16 protein-coding genes are annotated in these 17853 nt (G+C 51.5%); 11 read left to right on the plus strand and 5 right to left on the minus strand.

Translation table 11 applies throughout. The annotated features are described in order from the left end of the window. Positions 1-23 precede the first annotated feature (23 nt). From MCJ35_RS27945 to MCJ35_RS27970, 6 genes are all read left to right on the plus strand, one after another. A complete protein-coding gene (locus MCJ35_RS27945) occupies positions 24-1352 on the plus strand; it encodes an APC family permease (protein WP_025484174.1) in 1329 nt (442 codons plus the stop codon). 116 nt (positions 1353-1468) lie between these two features. Beyond that, positions 1469-2158: a FadR/GntR family transcriptional regulator gene (locus MCJ35_RS27950; protein ID WP_008724298.1), complete on the plus strand. Its 690-nt coding sequence runs from the start codon at positions 1469-1471 to the stop codon at positions 2156-2158. A 24-nt stretch (positions 2159-2182) separates the two neighbouring features. After that, positions 2183-3454 (plus strand): nickel pincer cofactor-dependent isomerase, group 22, encoded by a 1272-nt coding sequence (locus tag MCJ35_RS27955; protein WP_155858432.1) that lies wholly within the window; start codon positions 2183-2185, stop codon positions 3452-3454. Positions 3455-3470: 16 nt separating this feature from the next. Next, entirely contained in the window at positions 3471-5618 is a 2148-nt protein-coding gene (locus MCJ35_RS27960; RefSeq protein ID WP_025484171.1) for a molybdopterin-containing oxidoreductase family protein, read from the plus strand. A 2-nt stretch (positions 5619-5620) separates the two neighbouring features. Next, the gene (locus MCJ35_RS27965) at positions 5621-6136 is read left to right on the plus strand and encodes a 4Fe-4S dicluster domain-containing protein (protein ID WP_025484169.1); all 516 of its coding nucleotides are present in this window, start codon (positions 5621-5623) and stop codon (positions 6134-6136) included. Between the two features lie 10 nt (positions 6137-6146). After that, on the plus strand, positions 6147-7445 hold the full coding sequence (locus MCJ35_RS27970) for an NAD(P)/FAD-dependent oxidoreductase (protein ID WP_025484168.1): 1299 nt from the start codon (positions 6147-6149) through the stop codon (positions 7443-7445). Between the two features lie 128 nt (positions 7446-7573). Here the strand turns inward: MCJ35_RS27970 and MCJ35_RS27975 are convergent, their stop codons facing one another. From MCJ35_RS27975 to MCJ35_RS27990, 4 genes are all read right to left on the minus strand, one after another. Beyond that, positions 7574-8854, minus strand: a complete 1281-nt coding sequence (locus MCJ35_RS27975) for a TRAP transporter large permease (protein WP_008724309.1) — start codon at positions 8852-8854, stop codon at positions 7574-7576. A 2-nt stretch (positions 8855-8856) separates the two neighbouring features. Beyond that, entirely contained in the window at positions 8857-9372 is a 516-nt protein-coding gene (locus MCJ35_RS27980) for a TRAP transporter small permease (RefSeq protein ID WP_008724311.1), read from the minus strand. A 145-nt stretch (positions 9373-9517) separates the two neighbouring features. Next, on the minus strand, positions 9518-10594 hold the full coding sequence (locus MCJ35_RS27985; RefSeq protein WP_025484166.1) for a TRAP transporter substrate-binding protein: 1077 nt from the start codon (positions 10592-10594) through the stop codon (positions 9518-9520). 427 nt (positions 10595-11021) lie between these two features. Beyond that, positions 11022-11729, minus strand: a complete 708-nt coding sequence (locus MCJ35_RS27990) for a GntR family transcriptional regulator (protein ID WP_008724315.1) — start codon at positions 11727-11729, stop codon at positions 11022-11024. Between the two features lie 461 nt (positions 11730-12190). Here MCJ35_RS27990 and MCJ35_RS27995 point away from each other — a divergent pair, with 461 nt between their 5' ends. Continuing rightward, positions 12191-12916: a hypothetical protein gene (locus MCJ35_RS27995; RefSeq protein ID WP_025484164.1), complete on the plus strand. Its 726-nt coding sequence runs from the start codon at positions 12191-12193 to the stop codon at positions 12914-12916. 133 nt (positions 12917-13049) lie between these two features. On the opposite strand, the gene MCJ35_RS28000 is transcribed toward MCJ35_RS27995, so the two are convergent. Further along, positions 13050-13730 (minus strand): GntR family transcriptional regulator, encoded by a 681-nt coding sequence (locus tag MCJ35_RS28000; RefSeq protein WP_008724319.1) that lies wholly within the window; start codon positions 13728-13730, stop codon positions 13050-13052. Between the two features lie 462 nt (positions 13731-14192). Between MCJ35_RS28000 and MCJ35_RS28005 the strand changes: the two genes are divergently transcribed. The 4 genes from MCJ35_RS28005 to MCJ35_RS28020 all read left to right on the plus strand — a co-directional run bounded on the left by MCJ35_RS28005 (position 14193) and on the right by MCJ35_RS28020 (position 17842). Next, positions 14193-14876, plus strand: coding sequence for a ribulose-phosphate 3-epimerase (locus tag MCJ35_RS28005; protein WP_227794476.1), 684 nt, complete (start codon positions 14193-14195; stop codon positions 14874-14876). 40 nt (positions 14877-14916) lie between these two features. Further along, complete coding sequence (locus MCJ35_RS28010; RefSeq protein ID WP_051400602.1) at positions 14917-16002, plus strand: TRAP transporter substrate-binding protein; 1086 nt, start codon at positions 14917-14919, stop codon at positions 16000-16002. An 85-nt stretch (positions 16003-16087) separates the two neighbouring features. After that, positions 16088-16567, plus strand: coding sequence for a TRAP transporter small permease (locus MCJ35_RS28015; RefSeq protein ID WP_025484160.1), 480 nt, complete (start codon positions 16088-16090; stop codon positions 16565-16567). Between the two features lie 3 nt (positions 16568-16570). Further along, entirely contained in the window at positions 16571-17842 is a 1272-nt protein-coding gene (locus MCJ35_RS28020; protein ID WP_025484159.1) for a TRAP transporter large permease, read from the plus strand. Positions 17843-17853 lie beyond the last annotated feature (11 nt).

The raw sequence follows: 17853 nt of genomic DNA on the forward strand, positions 1-17853 counted from the left end.
TTATATAAGGAGAAAAGATTATTATGGGTGAGAATAAAAGTCAGGGACTAGGTATTAAAGAACTGACCAGCCTGGCGGCCGGACAGGTCATAGGGGCAGGCGTGGTGACACTGGTAGGCCAGGCCATAGGAGTGACCGGAAGAAGCGTGTGGCTGGCATATGCCACAGCCATATTGCTGGGCTTCTGTATTATTTTTCCGTATATCATGCTCTCCAGCATGATCCGCGTAAAGGGTGGCAATTACACCTTCGTATCCACCATCCTGGGCGACCGCTGGGGCGGTATGTACGGTATGGCATTTACGCTTAATATGTTTGCATGCGGCATGTTCGGTCTGTCCATGGGAACGTATATGAATGCAATTTTCCCATTCTTAAATGTGAAGGTGGTGGCAGTTGTCATGGTCACACTGTTCTGGATCATCAATATGATGGGGGTATCCTTCATGGCCAAGTTCCAGAACATCATGTCCCTTTTCCTTTTCCTGGGACTGGGGCTGTTCATTGTCATAGGACTGTTCCACATGCGGCCGGGTACCTTTGACCTGTCTTCGCCGGAATTTTTCACCAATGGGGCGGACGGATTCTTTAATGCGGTCCTGCTGCTGGTATTCTCCTGTACAGGCCAGTCCTTTGTGGTGGCTTTCAGCAAGGAGGCCAGGAACCCCAAGCGCGATGTGCCATTTGCCATCATCGCAGCCACCGGAATCATTCTTTTCCTGTACACCATGATTGCAATCGTGGCCAGCGGCGTGCTGCCCATTGACCAGGTGGCAGGAAAGCCCCTGACGGAAGTTGCAAAGACGCTTATGTCCAGGCCGCTGTATTATGCGTTTGTTATTGGCGGACCCATCATGGCCCTGGCAACCACGCTGAACTCTTCTTACAGCGTGTTCTCAAGGCCCTTCCACCAGATGACACGGGATGGCTGGTTCCCGGGGAAATTAGGACAGACCAATAAGGCGGAGGCGCCCTACCGGATTCTCGTCCTGATGTATATCATTGCCGTGCTTCCAATCCTCCTGAACCTCAGCATCAGCACCATTACCAGCAATGTGGTACTGGTGGGACGTATTGCCGACGTGGTGGCAATCATTGCAGTGATCCGTCTGCCAAAGGTACTGCCTGATGCCTGGGAGAACCGGTATTTCCGCATGTCCAAGCCGGTATTTTACGTGGTGATGGCCCTGTGCCTGTGCGCAACCCTTTTTGCCATCGTGCTGTCCCTGCGCAATATAACCACCACGTTGGCAGTGGTTACCATTGTACTGATCATCCTTTTCTTCGTATACGCAACCCTGCGCCAGAAGTCAGGAAAGGTACACATGGAAAAGAGCTACGAGCTTCAGTAACAATCGGCAAGGCCGCCTGCTTAACACCCCCTGCACATTCCGTTGACAATCTGTCCGGCTGGTTTTATAATTAAAAATGTAAGACAATTGTTAAATCAATCATTGGGAGTGTTCACATGTCATTTGAGAAAATAAAAAAAGATAATATACCTGACCGGGTATTCCAGGCCCTTAAGCAGGAGATAGTAAACGGCGCTTTCCGGCCCGGGGATAAACTGCCGCCGGAAAGCACCCTGAGCACGGAACTGGGTGTAAGCAAATCCTCTGTGAAGATAGCAATCCAGCGTCTTGTGACCCTGGGCCTGGTGGAGACCAAGGCCGGGGACGGAAGCTATGTGCGGGCGTTCAGCCCGGATGAGTATATCAGTCAGATGGGTGAATTCCTTCTTTCGGACAGTGATATTTCCCATATTACAGAATACCGTCTGGTCACGGAGCTGGCTACGGTGGGGGTGGCGATGGAACGCGCCACCCCTGAAAACTTTGCCAGCATGGAGCGGATCGTGGACCAGATGGACAAGGCCATGGCAAGCGGTGATTTCCATCTTCACGCCAAGCTGGATTATGAATTCCACCGGGAAATCTGCCGGGCCACCCAGAATGAGATATTCCTGCTGTCAGACGGGATTATTGGGAAAATGCTCCGGCAGCACACCTCCATACTGAACAGGGCGTATCTGGAAAAGGCAAGGTTAAAGCCGGTTCCGGAGGAGGATGTGCACCGCCGTCTCTTAAAAGCCATACAGCGTAAGGACATGGAAGCCTGCAGGCAGTGTTACGTGGAAATGTTTGCAGTGTTTGAATAGGCGGCCTCCTTTACAGGAGGTTACATGATGAATGCGATTGAGAAAATCTTAAACCCAATCCAGCTTCCCACCATGGCGGGTATCCACCAGGAGTTTCCGGGCCGCGCCGTCGGTTCACCGGAAGAGGAGCTTATGAAGCAGCTGCGCGTCCAGTGGATGGAAGGACAGCTGCATGAAGGAATGTCCGTGGCCGTGACGGTGGGAAGCCGCGGGATTGCCAATCTGGTCCCTCTCCTAAGGACCCTGTCGGCATTCCTGCAAAGCCATGGGGCGGAGCCGTATATCGTCCCCAGCATGGGCAGCCACGGCGGGGCTTCGCCTGAGGGACAGATGGCAGTGCTTAGGGGACTGGGTGTTACCCCGGATACGGTAAATATGCCGATCCATGCATGTGTGGAGGGATGCCGGGTGGATACGCTGCCGGACGGGACCCCTGTCATGGCTGACCAGGAGGCGGTGGCAGCGGATGCGGTCATATTGTTTAACCGGATAAAGGCCCACACTGCCTTCCACGGTCCGTATGAAAGCGGACTTATGAAAATGGCTGCCGTGGGCCTTGGGAATTGTTACGGAGCTGACTATGTACACGGTAATGGAGATGGCAGCATAGGGCAACGTATGGAACAGCTGGCCAGGACCGTGCTGGGAAAGCTGCCCATTCTGTGCGGCATCGGTGTTATGGAGAATGCCAGGGAGGAGACGGCGGCAATCCACGTGCTTCCCAAAGCTGAGATACCAATCAGGGAACCCCATCTCCTGCGGCAGGCCAGGGAAATGATGCCTGCCCTATATCTGAAGGATATAGATGTGCTGGTCATTGACCGCATTGGAAAGGATATAAGCGGCGGGGGAATGGACCCCAATGTTGTAGGCGGATTTAAGGATGGGGACGGCAGGCTGACGCCGCGGCCGCGCCTTATTACGGTCCTGGACCTGACGGAGGCCACGGAGGGCGCTGCCTTTGGACTTGGGATGGCGGATACCACAACCGTCAGTGTAATGAAGAAATACAACCCCCTGGCCACCTATCCCAACTGCCTGATGACAGGAACCCCGCACCTGATTAAGATACCCATGGCGCTTGCGGACCACAGACAGGCAATCCAGGCAGCTGTCCAGATGCTGCCTTCCGGCAGACGGCAGTCGCCGCGTATTGTGCGTATACAGGACACACTCCATCTGCAGGAAATCCACATATCCTCCAATATGCTGGATGAGGCCCTTTCGGATGGACGGATTACCGTATCAGAACCATTGGCCGGATGGCCGTTTAATACAGATGGAAATCTATTTTAATAAAGGAGGAATGTGTATGACTGAACTGGAACGTCTGATTCAGGCCAAGATTCCGGGGCCTGAGACTGGGATTGAGGTAAGGCACGGTATCTGCGATATCTGTGCGCCCGGCGCCCATTGCGGCCTGGATGCCTATGTGAAGGACGGCAGGATCATCAAGATTGAAGGAACAGAAGGCTTTCCTGGTTCCAATGGAAAACTGTGCACAAAGGGAGCAGCCAACCGGGAGTACATTTACCGTGAGGACAGGCTGAAGACTCCCATGAAGCGCGTTGGGGAACGGGGAGAGGGAAGGTTTGAGGCAATCAGCTGGGATGAGGCGTACGAAACCGTGGCTGACAGGCTGAACCGGATTAAGGCTGAAAGCGGCCCGGATGCGGTCATGTTTTACACAGGATATTCCAAATGGCTGCGCCCCTGGCTCCACCGCCTGGCCTATTCATTCGGCACCCTGAACTATGCAACGGAAAGCTCCTCCTGTTTCCGGGCGACCCAGATGGCCTGGTCAACCGTGACCGGGGACAACTATGGTCCCGACACCCCCCACTGCAATACCTTCCTGGGCTGGGGGTGTAACGGATATATGAGCGCATACCAGCTGGCCCGGGGGATTGAGGCGGCAAAGGCAAGGGGAGCCAAGATCATCATTGTGGATCCCCGGCTGACCCATACCGCACGGAAAGTGGCCGATATCCATCTGCAGCTGCATCCGGGGACGGACGGCGCCCTGGCTTTGGGCATGTGCAGGCTGATAATCGAGAATGGATGGTACGACAAGGAGTTTGTGGGACAGCATGTACACGGTTTTGATGGGTTCAAGGAACTTGCATCCCATTATACCCTGGAGAAGACAGAGGAAATCACAGGTGTTCCGGCTGAAAAGATATACGAGGCAGCCAGGATTTACGCCACCAATGGGCCTGCGGCCACGTACTCCCCTTCGGCTACCATCACCCATCATATTAATGGATACAATAACATGCGGGCAGTCATCGCACTGCAGGCCATCTGCGGGAACCTGGACAGGCCGGGCGGTATGCGTCCGCTGCATCCCACCTACATATACACGGACTGCGGTTTCGATATGCCTGAGCATGAATTCATCCACAGCCGCCGTCCAAAGGATGGGCACAACTGTGTGGGCGGGGAGCGTTTCCCTGTGTGGAATGCCCTGGTGGATGAGGCCCAGGCCATGGACCTGCCGCGTCAGATTGAGGAGGGTAAGCCATATCCCATCCGGGCGCTTCTGGCATTTGGTATGAACCACCGCATGTTCCCGGAACCGGAGAAAATGCTCAGGGCCATTGACAAGCTGGACTTTGTCATGGCCACGGATTTATTTGACACCGAGGTTGTGCGCCATGCGGATATTGTACTTCCGGTCTGCTCATCCCTGGAGCGCAGCGAGTTAAAAGCATATCCGGGCGGTTTCCTTACCTGCACGGAACCGGTAATTGACCCGCTGTATGAAAGCCGCAATGACTGTGAGGTGATATGCGGCCTTGCAAAGGCGCTGGGCCTTGACGATGAGCTTCTGTGCGCAGGCTATGAGGAAACCATGAACTGGTTTGTCAAGGACCTGGGTGTCACGCTAAAACAGCTGCGTAAGGCCCCTCTTCCAATCAAGGTGCAGTCTGCCCATCCTCCTGTATTCGGACAGCGCAGACAGGAAGGATTTCCTACCAGGACCGGGAAGGTGGAGCTGTACAGCGAGCTGATTGCCGGTATTGCGGCGGAGAAAGGGCGCAGCGACTTAAACCCGCTGCCGGATTACAGAAGCAGCCAGGACGTGTCGCCGGTTGACGGCGCCAATGCAACGCTGGTAATAGGCTCGCGCCTGCCTAATGCCATCCACTCACGTTTCCATGGCGTGTCCTGGGCCAGAAGCCTGCGTCCGGAGCCTGCTGTGGATATGAGTCCATCCGATGCCAGGAACCTGGGGGTGGAGGAAGGCAGCAAAGTCCGTCTGACCACGGCCAGCGGCAGCAGTGTGGTGGTCAGCGCCCATATAACCGGGACCAGTAATCCTGGTGAAATGTATCTGTATCACGGATATGCGGAAGCGGACGGCAACAGCCTGATTCCCGCATCCCACCTGGATCCCTATTCAGGGTTCCCCGGATACCGCCAGATTGCATGCAGAGTAGAAAGGATAGGTGATTGAGCATGAAATATATCCTGGATTTCGACCGCGATAAATGTGTTGGCTGCGGCGCCTGTGCAGTGGCCTGCATGGATCAGAACGATATTGAACTGAAGGCCGGGGACGAGGCGCTGCGCGTCATTGCCCATCTGGAAGAAGCAGGAAAAGAGCATACCTGTTTCATGGACTTTTCCATGGCCTGCATGCATTGCGAGGATGCGCCCTGTATTAAGGGATGTCCCACGGGCTGTCTGCGCAAGGATGGGGAAACCAGATTTACAGTATATGACGCAAGCGTCTGCATCGGCTGCCACAGCTGTGCCATGGCCTGCCCATTCGGCGCGCCGCGTTTTGGCAGGGACGGCAGGCTGAAAAAATGTGATGGCTGCGCCGAACGGGTGAAGCATGGGATGCAGCCGGCCTGCGTACGGGTATGTCCATTTGACGCCCTGAAACTTTACACGGAGGATGAATACGCCAAGGCAGACCTGAGCGCATCCACCCATCGGATTGTAAACATGATTCTTGCCGGACAGTGAGGTGATATATATGGAACGGATAGCAATTATCGGCTTTGGCTGTGCTGGTTATAACGGGGCCAGGGCATTGCGGGCATCCGGGTTCACGGGTGGGATCCATGTATATGAATCCACCCAGGAGCCGCCTGCCAACCCAATGCTTACAACCTACTACGTATCAGGCAGGCTGGAAGAAAAGGATGCGTATCCCTTTGGCGGCCTGGAATCCATCACCCGGGAGCTTAACATCTGTCTTCACAGCGGGGAGACGGTACGCAGGGTATTGCCCGACAGGAGCATCCTGCTGGCCGATGGAAGAAGGGAAGCGTTTGATAAGATCCTGATTTCCACCGGGGCCAGGGCGGTGGTGCCTGCGCTGAAGGGGCTGGCAGGATCCAGGGTATTCCTCATGCGCACCATGGATGACGCCCGCCGTATGAAGCATGCGCTGGAACAGGGCAGTGTCCAAAAGGCAGTGGTGGTGGGAGCCTCCATGGTCGGGATTAAAGTAGCTGAATTGCTGCTCAACCGCGGCGTGGATGTGACCCTGGCTGACTTTGCGCCCTATCTGTTCCCGCTGGCAGCCTTTGAGACGGTTGCAAGGGAACTGGAACAGCGTGTGGCGGAAAAAGGGATACATTTTAAATGGAATGCAGGGATTGAAGGGATAACAGGGAATGGGGCCAGGTTCAGTGACGGGGAGGAGCTTGCCGCGGACCTGATATGCCTGTGCATCGGGACCAGGGCCAATGTGGAACTGGCAGCCAACACCGAGGCGGCCCAGGGGACCGTCGAAATCCGCAGGGGGATTGTGGTCAACAGCCATATGGAAACCAACGTGCCCGGAATCTATGCCGCCGGAGACTGCTGCGAGGGGCTGAACCTGCAGACAGGGGAGACCATGATTATCGGCCTGTGGGCCAACGCAGGGGCACAGGGCGAGACTGCCGGGAAAAACATGGCGGGTATGACCGCCGCATATCCGGGGAACGTGGTCCACAATATCACCCATTTCATGGACATGGATTTCATCGGCCTTGGGGATCCCCGCCTGCCGGGAGACAGGATCACGTTCGGGGAACTGTCCGGGCCGCGCTATGTGGAGGCCGTTGTGAAGGATAAAAGGCTTCAGTGCGTCAATATGATTGGCGGACAGGAGGAAAGCGGCCTGTTTAAAAGTCTCCTGATGCGTTTGTTCACAGGGGAGCCTGCAAGGCTGACGCCGTATCAGCGGGCATTCCTGCTCAAACGCGGCTACACAGAAGCGTTCCTGGAACAATTGGAGGGCCTGGGAATGGGAGCGGGACAGGAATCCTGTCCATTGGAATAAGATTGCCAGGACATGAGGGAGTAAGCATAGAAGGAATCAAATAAAAGGTACGGTTCCCGGACAGATGGAGTATCTCAAAACTCCTGTCCGGGAACCGTACCTTTTAAATATCAGTTCCTGTTTTGGCCTTAACCTCCCAATACAAGGTTGGCAACGCCGGTGGTTAAGAATGGCACATAGGTCACAAGGCCCAGCACGATGAAGTTGGCAATGAGGAAAGGCATCAGGGCCTTAACATTGTCGGACAGCTTATTGCCGGCTATGTTGGTAGCTGCAAACAGGCAGACGCCCACAGGCGGCGTGCACAGGCCGAGCACCAGGTTCATGACCACAAGGACGCCGAACTGGACGGAGTCCACGCCCACTGAGGTGGCCAGCTGCAAAAGCACCGGGAACAGGATCAGGATGGCTGCAATGGTTTCCATGAACATCCCGACGAAAATCAGGAACAGGTTAATGAGCAGCAGTAGGATATATTTGTTGCTGGTCAGGTTAAGCATGGCTTCCGCAATCATATTCGGGATACGTTCCTTGGTCAGGATATATGCGAATACATTGGCAAATGCAACCAGGGCCATGATGGATGCCGCGCTGGAAAGTGTCTGCTGCAGGCACTGGTAAAAGCTTTTAAGTGTCAGTTTACGGTAGATGACGAAGCCTACGAAGGTGCCGTACACGATACAGATGATGGAAGCTTCCGTAGGAGTCACCATACCGCCGATGATTCCGAACAGGATGATCAGGGTCATGATGATGGCCCAGATGGCTTCCCGGCCTGACTTAAGGATTTCCCTGAAGGAACTCATATGTTCCCGTTTGGGATACTTCCTCTTCTTGGAAATCACATAAGAAACCAGTGCCATGCCGCCGCCCATCAGGATACCGGGAACAATACCGGCCATGAACATTTTAGATACGGATAAACCGGTCATGGTGGCGGCCATGATCATGGGCAGTGAAGGCGGGATGATGGGTCCCATGCAGCTGGAGGCAGCAGTGACGGCCACGGAGAAGTTCTTGTCATATCCCAGGTCAACCATCATGGGAATCTCAATGCCGCCAAGGGCAACCGTGTCGGACAGGGCTGTTCCGGAGATGCCTGCAAAAATCATGGAAGCCATGATATTGGCATAGGCCATGCCGCCCGTAAGGTGTCCCACTAACTTGTCACAGAAATCCATCAGCTTATCCGAGATGCCGCCCTGGTTCATCAGGTTGCCCGCCAGGGTAAAGCCGGGGATACATAAAAGTGTGAAGCTGTCAATACCAGCAAAGAACCTCTGGGAAAATGTTGCAATGGGCATGTTGGCACCCAGGAAATAGGCCAGGGATGCAAGTCCAAGGCTGAAGGCCACAGGCACTCCGATGAACAGGCAGACAACGAATGTAATGAATAATACGGATACCATACTTATTTGCCCTCCTTTTCATTCCAGGTAAGGATTATGTTGAGAACCTCACACAGGTAAGCGATGACCATGAAGCCGAACATCAGTACCAGGGAGAAATATACATACTGCATAGGCAGCGTCATTGCCGTGGAAAACATGGGGAACTTGATAAATGCAAATGGAATCACGGATTTAACCAGCACGTATGCTGTGAAAACCAATAATACCACCTTGATGAGCAGGTCAATGATCTTGTTGATGATGGGGAACTTTGGCTCCAGGGCGTCATGGAGGAATTCCACGTTTACAAATTCACTGCGGTGGACTGCTACGGCGCAGCCAAATCCCACCATGTAGATGAAGGAATAGCGTGCGGCCTCTTCTGTCCAGGATGGCGCGCTTGGCAGGAAGTTCCGGCTTATTACCTGAATCAGTACACAGGCCACGAAAGTCAGATAAAAAATAACGCCGAAAAAGCAGAGTGCATGGTCAAAGTAATGGACGAACTTATCCAACCCTTTTTTAAAATTGCTCATGGATGAGCACCTCACTTTCTGTTAAGGAATTTTAACACTGTATCTACAAAAAGGGGCACAGCGCAAAACCGGTCGGTCATGCACTGCGCCCATAGGCTGGACGGTCGGTCCGCCGCCAAAAGCCAATGCTGAAATAGTGTTAAATTTAAGCGTCCGGGTTAGCAGCAGAAATCTTTTCGTAAAGAGCCTTCTGGCTGTCGGTCAGTACTGCCAGGACTCCGTTTGTCATGGCATCTGAGAATGCCTTCTGGTCCACATCCACGAATTCCATGCCTTCCTCAACCAGCTTGGACTCCAGCTCTTCCTCGTTCTTCAGGAAAATCTCATGCTCATACTTCTGCATTTCCTTGCCGCCGTCCAGTACAACCTGCTGCAGGTCAGCCGGCAGGGCATTGAACTGCTCCAGGCCCATTGCGATGTAAACCCATGCGCGCAGGTGCTCGGTGCGGATTACGTAATCCTGGACTTCATAGAAGGAGCTGTTCTGGATCATGGCCAATGGATTCTCCTGGCCTTCAATGGTGCCCTGCTGAAGGCTGGTGAACACCTCTGCTAAAGCCATAGGGGTGGGCTTTGCCCCGACTGCCTCAAATGCGGCCACGGTCATGGCGGACTGAGGGGTGCGGATGACAAAATTGTTCATATCGGCAGGGGATGTGATCTTCTTGTTGGCGGTAACATTACGCGGGCCGCGGGTAAAATAACCCAGGACCTTCATGCCGGACTTCTCCATCAGTCCTTCCAGTTCAGCGCCTACCTCTCCGGTAAGGACAGCTTCCATATGTTCGTCGCTCTTAATCAGGTAAGGCATACCGATGATGCCCAGGTCAGGCTGGTAGGTCTGCATGGACTCGCCTGTAAATGTGATGTCACAGCCGCCCTGTGTCAGGATGGACTGGATCATATCCACCTCAGTGCCTAACTGGCTGCTGGGATAGATGTTTACCTGGATGCGTCCGCCGGAATTCTCTTCCACGTACTCTTTAAACTTCTCAGAACCCAGGTGCCAGGAATCGCGCTCATCATTGATGTGGCCGATGTTAATGACATAGGTCTGTCCATCGTCAGCAGCAGGAGCGGCTGTGTCGGCAGCGGCATCCCCCGCAGGAGCGGCAGCAGGCGCAGCAGTAGTAGAAGCGGTGGAACCGCCGCCGCAACCTGCAAGAGACAGGGCCATTGCTGCGGTCAGCAGCAGTGCAAAAGGTTTTTTGTTAAGTTTCATAAATTCTTCTCCCTTCCTTTTGTAGGATTGATATACCTTGGCAGAGCCTGCCGGCACTGGCCAAACTATACGCTGGTCTGTATTTTACAACCATACTAATATATTGCCATATATGAGGATATATTACTAGCTACAAAATGACAGTTTTAGCTAAAGGGATTTGTGCATATTTAACAAAAACTAAAAAAACATGGTCTGAAATGTAAAAATGAGTAAAAAATTGACAAAATAAAAGGATAAAAACGTAAAAAAGTGTGCATATTTCGATGGCGGAAAAATCGGATATTAATATAATATAAAGACGGTATAAAGATGGTATAAAGAAACCGCCTGAAAAGTGCACATGGATTCAGTGCATCTTCAGGCGGATACGCGGGAGGGGGATAAAATGACCCAACTAATATATTTGTTAAAAACATATCTATCATCAATCCACAAAATAATCCGGATAGGTTGTGATTGTATTCTGGAAATCTAACAGGAACCGGCCCAGATGGTCACTGCAGAACTTTGCGATATCCACATCCCCTGGAATTCCCATCAGGAGATAGCAGTAAAGCGTATTGTGATTCTCCAGCAGGACGGACTGGTTCACGCCGTTGACCGCGGTGTCCAGGTAACGCACCCGGTCATAGTGGGAATTGACCCCGTGGAGCGCGGACCATATATGATGGCGGTTGCTGAACTCATAAAGCATGCGGTGCATGTCGTCATCCAGGTCAAAAAAATCATCGCTTAATTCATTGACATTCCGCGCAAGCTCCTGGCGCTGCAGTTCCAGGTTGTTCTTCATGGCCTTTGTCTGCCCGGAGGAAAGTGTGCCGGCAATCTCCTGGATGATGGCTGTCTCCAGGATACGGCGCATGAAATATCCTTCACGCACAAGGCTGAGGCTGATATGGCTTACCCTGCTGCCGCGCTGGGGCATGATGTCCACAAGGCCCTCATTTTTCAAGAGAATCAGGGCTTCCCGTATGGGCGTGCGGCTCATTCCCAGCTGTTCGCTGAGTTCCGCCTCATTTAACACTGCTCCCGGCTTCAGGTACAGGTTCATGATATTCCTCCGTATCAGCCTGTATGCATAGTCGCTGTTGGTTTCCTCCGGACAGCGTTTATTGACGATTGTGAGAGACATTGGACATGCTCCTCCTTTACTTATTCTAATAGTTTTATACCAGAAAAAACGTGGTTTGCCAAGACGGGAATGCGTTTGCGGGCGGACCTGGCTAATGTTACTGTCCAAGAATCAAAGAAATCTTTTTACGGTGAACCGCATCCTTGTACATCAGGGCAAAAGCCCTATGAAGGAGAATCCATACTGATATATTGGTATATCGGGGAGAGCGTTTTCTGTTTACTTTCTATGTGCAAGAGTAATGGAAATGAGGGGAGTATGCAATGCTGCATTGATGTTTTAACTGGAACATGGTATAATGGACAAACATTTACTGATATATAAGTGTCAGGCCCTGTTTGAGAATTCATTCCTGCCATCTGCCCTGGCCAAGGCCAAAGGAAAGCCGAATAGGGAATGGATGCCTGATGATATACGGATAAAAGTCCTTAAGCCAGGGACCAGGAGAGGAGCAGCACTTTATGGAGAAAATATCCACGGAGCAGATTGCATTTGTGATTGTGATGGCAGTCCTTCTGATGATTGTCATGCCCATTGTACAGTCGCGCACGGGGAAAAGCCTGTCAGAACTGTTATTTGGTGCCAGCAGGAAGAAGAAACCGGATGGAGCGGAAAACCCGTCAAAGAAGGGCGGGGGACGTGAGCCAAGGATGAACAATGGCACCAAGAACGATTTAACGGTGTTTGTTGCCCAGTTGTTAAAGTTTGCGAATAAAAACGGCATGGGAGTGGTTGCTCCCGGCTCAGTTGAATATCAAGGGAAGACCGCCCAGCTGATTGCATTCCTGGTGGCGCCCAGCGGTGTGACCGGTATCTACTGTCTGGGATTTGGCGGCGTTGTTAGCCCGGGGGAAAAGGACGGGCCATGGAAACAGCACATGAACGGCCAGGACCTGACATTCCGCAACCCTTTGACGGTCTGTAAAGAGCAGTATGAGCTGGTAAAGGCTGCCATGGACGAGGCCGGTGTGAAGGGGAACCTGGATATTGTGACCGTATTCACCAATCCACGTGTGACACTTAAGGCCACACCTTCCGCCCTCATATACACCCAGAAGCAGTTTATGGAGCATCTGAAAAACACGGATTCCCTGAAACGGGGTGACATTGACGTGAAAGAGATGACCGGGGTACTTGCCCGGCTGGCTAAGATTAAGGAGAAGAAGGCGGGCAGGAATAAGAAGTAAGGGGAATGGAAAATGAAATAGGACGTATGGTTTTTCCGGATGTGTATTCGGAGAGGCCATACGTTCTTTTGTTTTGCGGCTGTTTTACCGCTGCCCTGCCGCTATGCGGTATGCGCAGGGGGATGCGGGTTGATTAATTCCTGCATACATATTGTTCCAGTTCGGGACGAAGCGTGTTAAACATGATGTTTACATTGTTCAGGTGACCGTAAATGGCTTTTTGAAGTCCTGGTTCATCGTGGCTTTTAATGGATTCCACGATGGCGCGGTGCTGGTGGGGCATCATGATGGGATTTTCCAGGCGGAGGGCTAAGAGACGGGCCCTCATGTAGTGGATGTCCTTTTCGCCGGTATGCTCCAGAACGAATTCCTTGTGGGTCATATTGTAAAATATCTTATGGAACTCCATATCCAGCTGGAAAGCCAGTTCATATGCGGATGCGTTCAGCAGTTCCTCCTGGCGTGTTACCAGGGATTCCAAATATGGGACAATGGATTCAAAACACCCGGAATGATAACCATCCATCATGATTTTGTACTCTAATGCTTCGCGCAGATAACGGATCCGCTCAAGCTGTTTCACATTGATCAGCGTGACAAAGCTGCCTCGCTGGGGCCGGGCCTCAAGGGCGTCTTCGGCGGCCAGGAGATGGACTGCCTCGCGGACCGGTATGCGGCTGCAGTTGAATTCTTTGGCTAATTTAACCTCACTGAGCTTCTCGCCCGGCATCAGGTGCAGCGAAGCAATCTCATGCCACAGGTGCTGGTAGACGACTTGGGTCAGGTTTGCTGGTGTCTGAAGGGTTTCAATCATAATTACTCCTGTCTGTCATGGGTATAAGTACTTTTGTGCCAGGTATTTGCCGGGCAACAATATCTAGTATACATTCTATAACACGATAAAAAATAATTCAATATCAATACAGTTAAAATTAAAAATGACATGGAAAGGTTTATGATACTCTGAGAAATAGGCGCAAAAAATAGAATAAAGTGTATACCAGATTTTGATAAATAAATAAGGCGGAAATTAAATAATTTACTGAAAATGTAAAATAATGGGGAGGGGGACAAAAAGAATCAGCGCTTATTTGATAAAAAATAAACAATTAAATTGTAGATATAGCACAAAAGATACAATAAAATTTTGTAAATAAAGACAAAATTGATAATTGCCGTTGATTTTGTCCTGACATGGTGCTATACTCACCTCAGATGTTATACTAGTATACATTTTTGAGAATGCGAACAAGGAATAATTAAGAAGGAGCTGATAATGATGGAGAAGAGGCCCAAATTACTGTGTCCATCCATATTAAACCTGGCAATTGACAATATCAGGGAAGAGGTTGAGAAGCTGGATGCCACGGATATGGATATTTATCATGTGGATTTGATGGATGGGACATTTGTTCCGAATTTTGGAATGTCTGTAAGGGAACTGGAGATGATACGGCGGGTTACGGATCAGGGCGCCCACAAATTAATCGATTGCCATATGATGGTCATGAATCCGCACAACTACATAGAAAAAGTAGCCCAGGCAGGAGCCGACATCATCTACATCCACCCGGAGTCAGAACTGATTCCGTCTGCTACCCTTGAGCTGATTCAGATGCAGGGCAAAAAAACAGGTCTTATACTGAATCCCTGCACCACGCTTGAAAGTGTTAAGGACATGCTTCCGATTACGGACTATGTCATGATCATGGCAGTGAATCCCGGATTTGCCGGAAGGGAATTCATGCCGTATACGCGGCAGAAGTTCATTGAACTTAACAGCTACAGGGAGGAACATGGGCTTGGTTATCACCTTCTTCTGGACGGCGGGGCCACGAGGGAAGTTATCAGCGACCTGTATCACAACTGCGGAGTGGAGGGCTTCGTCCTTGGAAAACAGGAACTGTTTTTCCAGGAAGAGGATTACGCTGCGTGCATAGACAGGATACGGGCCTATTAAAGCAGTAACAATAAACCATTCATACGAGGAGGACAACGAAATGAAAAAAAGATTGGCAGTCATTACATCCGTGGTACTAAGTGCAGGCATGCTTTTCGGATGCAGTTCCGTCAGCACACCCGCAACCCAGGCAGCAGGGAGCGGTAACAAGGACACCCAGGCAGCAGGTGCAGAAAGCAAGGAAGTTTCCGCGGCAGGGGAAACCGTTACACTGAAGTATGACCTGACGGTATCCCTGGACCATCCATGGGGGCAGGCAGCAACCGAATTTAAGAAGCGCCTGGAAGAAAAGTCCGGCGGGCGTTTTGTGGTTGAGATTTATCCTTCCAGTTCATCTGGCTCGGAAGCGGATTCCCTGGCAGGCATGCTGGTAGGGACAACGGATATGACCATGTCCGGCGGCTCCTTTAACGGATATGCGCCCAGCGCAACCCTTTTGGAAGCGCCATGGGCCTACAACTCTGAGGAAGATGTGCAGAACATGGTTGAGAGTGAGATTGGAACTTCCATTAAGAATGATTTTGAGACAGCGGGATTCCATGTTTTGTGGTACCAGCTGCGCGGCGCCCGCCAGCTGACATCCAATGTGCCCATTAACACACCGGCTGATTTAAGCGGACGAAAGATGCGTATGTCAGGCAACACGCTGCATACGAATATGTGGAACAGCGCAGGGGCAGTGTGTTCCTCCATCGCATTGGGCGAGACCTTTAACGCCTTAAGCCAGGGAGTCGTGGAGATGCAGGAAAATCCATATGACATGATTTACGACAACAGCTTCTATGAAGTGCAGAAGTATGTAAATGAGACAAGCCATGTATATTCAACTATCCTTAACCTGGTTTCAGCCGACCTTTACAATGGCCTGGACGATGAGATGAGAGGCTGGCTGGATGAGACTTCTGCAGAAATGCAGCAGTGGACCAATGATTACTACTATGAACACAAGGATGATTACCGCCAGAAATGTATGGATGCGGGCATGACCATTAACACGGAAGTGGACCGTGACGCCATTAAGGACGCCATGATGCCGGTCATCCAGTCCTACCTGGAGGACCAGGGCGCAGGCCTTTGGGATATGTACCAGAAAATCTGCGAAATGTCCGATGCCAATGTAAAATAACAGCATGGCGCCAGACGCCGCCTGCGGGCATCAGGCGGCGTTTATAAAAGCAGCGGCTAATAATTGATAGAGTTGGGGGATAGCGATGAAGAAAATTACTGACTTATTGGATAAGATATTCCATTACCTTACAGCCCTCTCCTTTGGCCTGGTGAGTATCTGCGTCCTGGTTCAGGTCATCACAAGATATACGCCGGGGATTTCAGCTCCCTGGACAGATGAAATGACAAGATTGTTTTTCATGTATACAATCATGTTCGGTGCGCCCATGGCAATTAAATACAATGAGTATGCTGTCATCGACATAGTGACAAACAACATGCGCGGAAAGCTTAAGCATATCATAAGCATTCTGGACTATATCTTCATAAGCATTGTAGGGGTAGTGGGTACAAGGCAGGCCTTTATATTCTGGAAAACTGGTCTGAGGACAGTATCCACTTCCCTGAGGATTAACATGGGAATTTTCTATCTGGTCCCGGTGGGGATATTTGCCCTGACCTCCATCTACTGTATGGCTGGAATCATAAGCGAAGTCCTGGCAATGGGAAAGGGGGCGGAATAAGGTATGGTTGCAATGATGTTTATTATATTCCTGATACTTCTGCTGATAGGGGTCCCGATTGCATTTTCCCTGGGTCTGTCATCCCTGTTTTATCTGTTTACAAATAACATACCGCTGACCGTCATCGCCCAGAAGTTTTATTCTGGAATGGATTCCTTTACCCTGCTCTGTATACCCGGATTCATGCTGGCCGGAGCGCTGATGAACGGCGGAGGTATCACCAGGCGTATTCTGGATTTCTGCAACTCATTTCTGGGACATTTCCGCGGAAGCCTTGCACTGGTAAATATTGTGGCAAGTATGGTGTTTGCCGGAATATCCGGAACAGCCATTGCCGATGTGTGCAGCCTGGGCAGTATGCTGATTCCGGCCATGGTGGATGACGGCTATGACGATGATTTCTCGGTGGCAGTGACAGCGGCTTCATCCGTTGTAGGCCCAATCATCCCGCCCAGCGTGCCCATGGTCATTGCAGGTTCCTGTGTAAGCATTTCCGTTGGGAAAATGTTCCAGGCCGGCATTATCCCCGGTATCCTGCTGGGGCTGGCCCTCTGTATCCCAACCTATATCATCTCCGTAAAGCGCAATTATCCAAGGCACGAAAAGGCTTCCTGGCGGGTGCGCCTGGAAACGACAAAGGATGCAATCTGGGCCATGCTGATGCCTGTCATTCTTTTAGGCGGGATCCTCTCTGGCGTGTTCACGCCGACGGAGGCCTCAATCGTCACATGCGCATATGCGCTGGTTGTAGGTGTGTTTGTGTATAAGGAAATCAGAATCACGGATGTTCCAAGGATTGTCTGGGAGAATATAAGGGCCTGCGCCAGCATCATCGTACTCATTGGGCTGGCCAATGTATTTGCCTATATCCTGACAGCGGAGCGTATCCCGCAGATGGTGGCAAACAGCATACTCAGCATTACGGATAACCGGGTTGTGGTAATCCTTCTGATCAATGTGGTATTGCTTTTTGTAGGGATGTTCATGGAAAGCCTTGCGGCAATCCTGATTACGTTCCCGGTGCTGCTTCCCGTGGCAACCGCGGTGGGAATGGAGCCGGTCCACTTTGCGCTGATGGCAATCCTGAACCTGATGCTGGGACTGACCACGCCTCCGGTAGGCATGTGTGTCTGCACAGGCGCCCAGATTGGAAAGATTTCCGCATTCAAGGCATTTAAGGCCACGGTTCCCTTCCTGGCCACAAGCCTTATTGTATTAGCGCTTGTATCGTTTGTCCCGCAGCTCACACTGTGGATTCCAAGTATTTTAAATTAAAAATTATTCGT

Source organism: Enterocloster sp. OA13 (assembly GCF_022440595.1).
GTDB lineage: Bacteria > Bacillota > Clostridia > Lachnospirales > Lachnospiraceae > Enterocloster > Enterocloster hominis.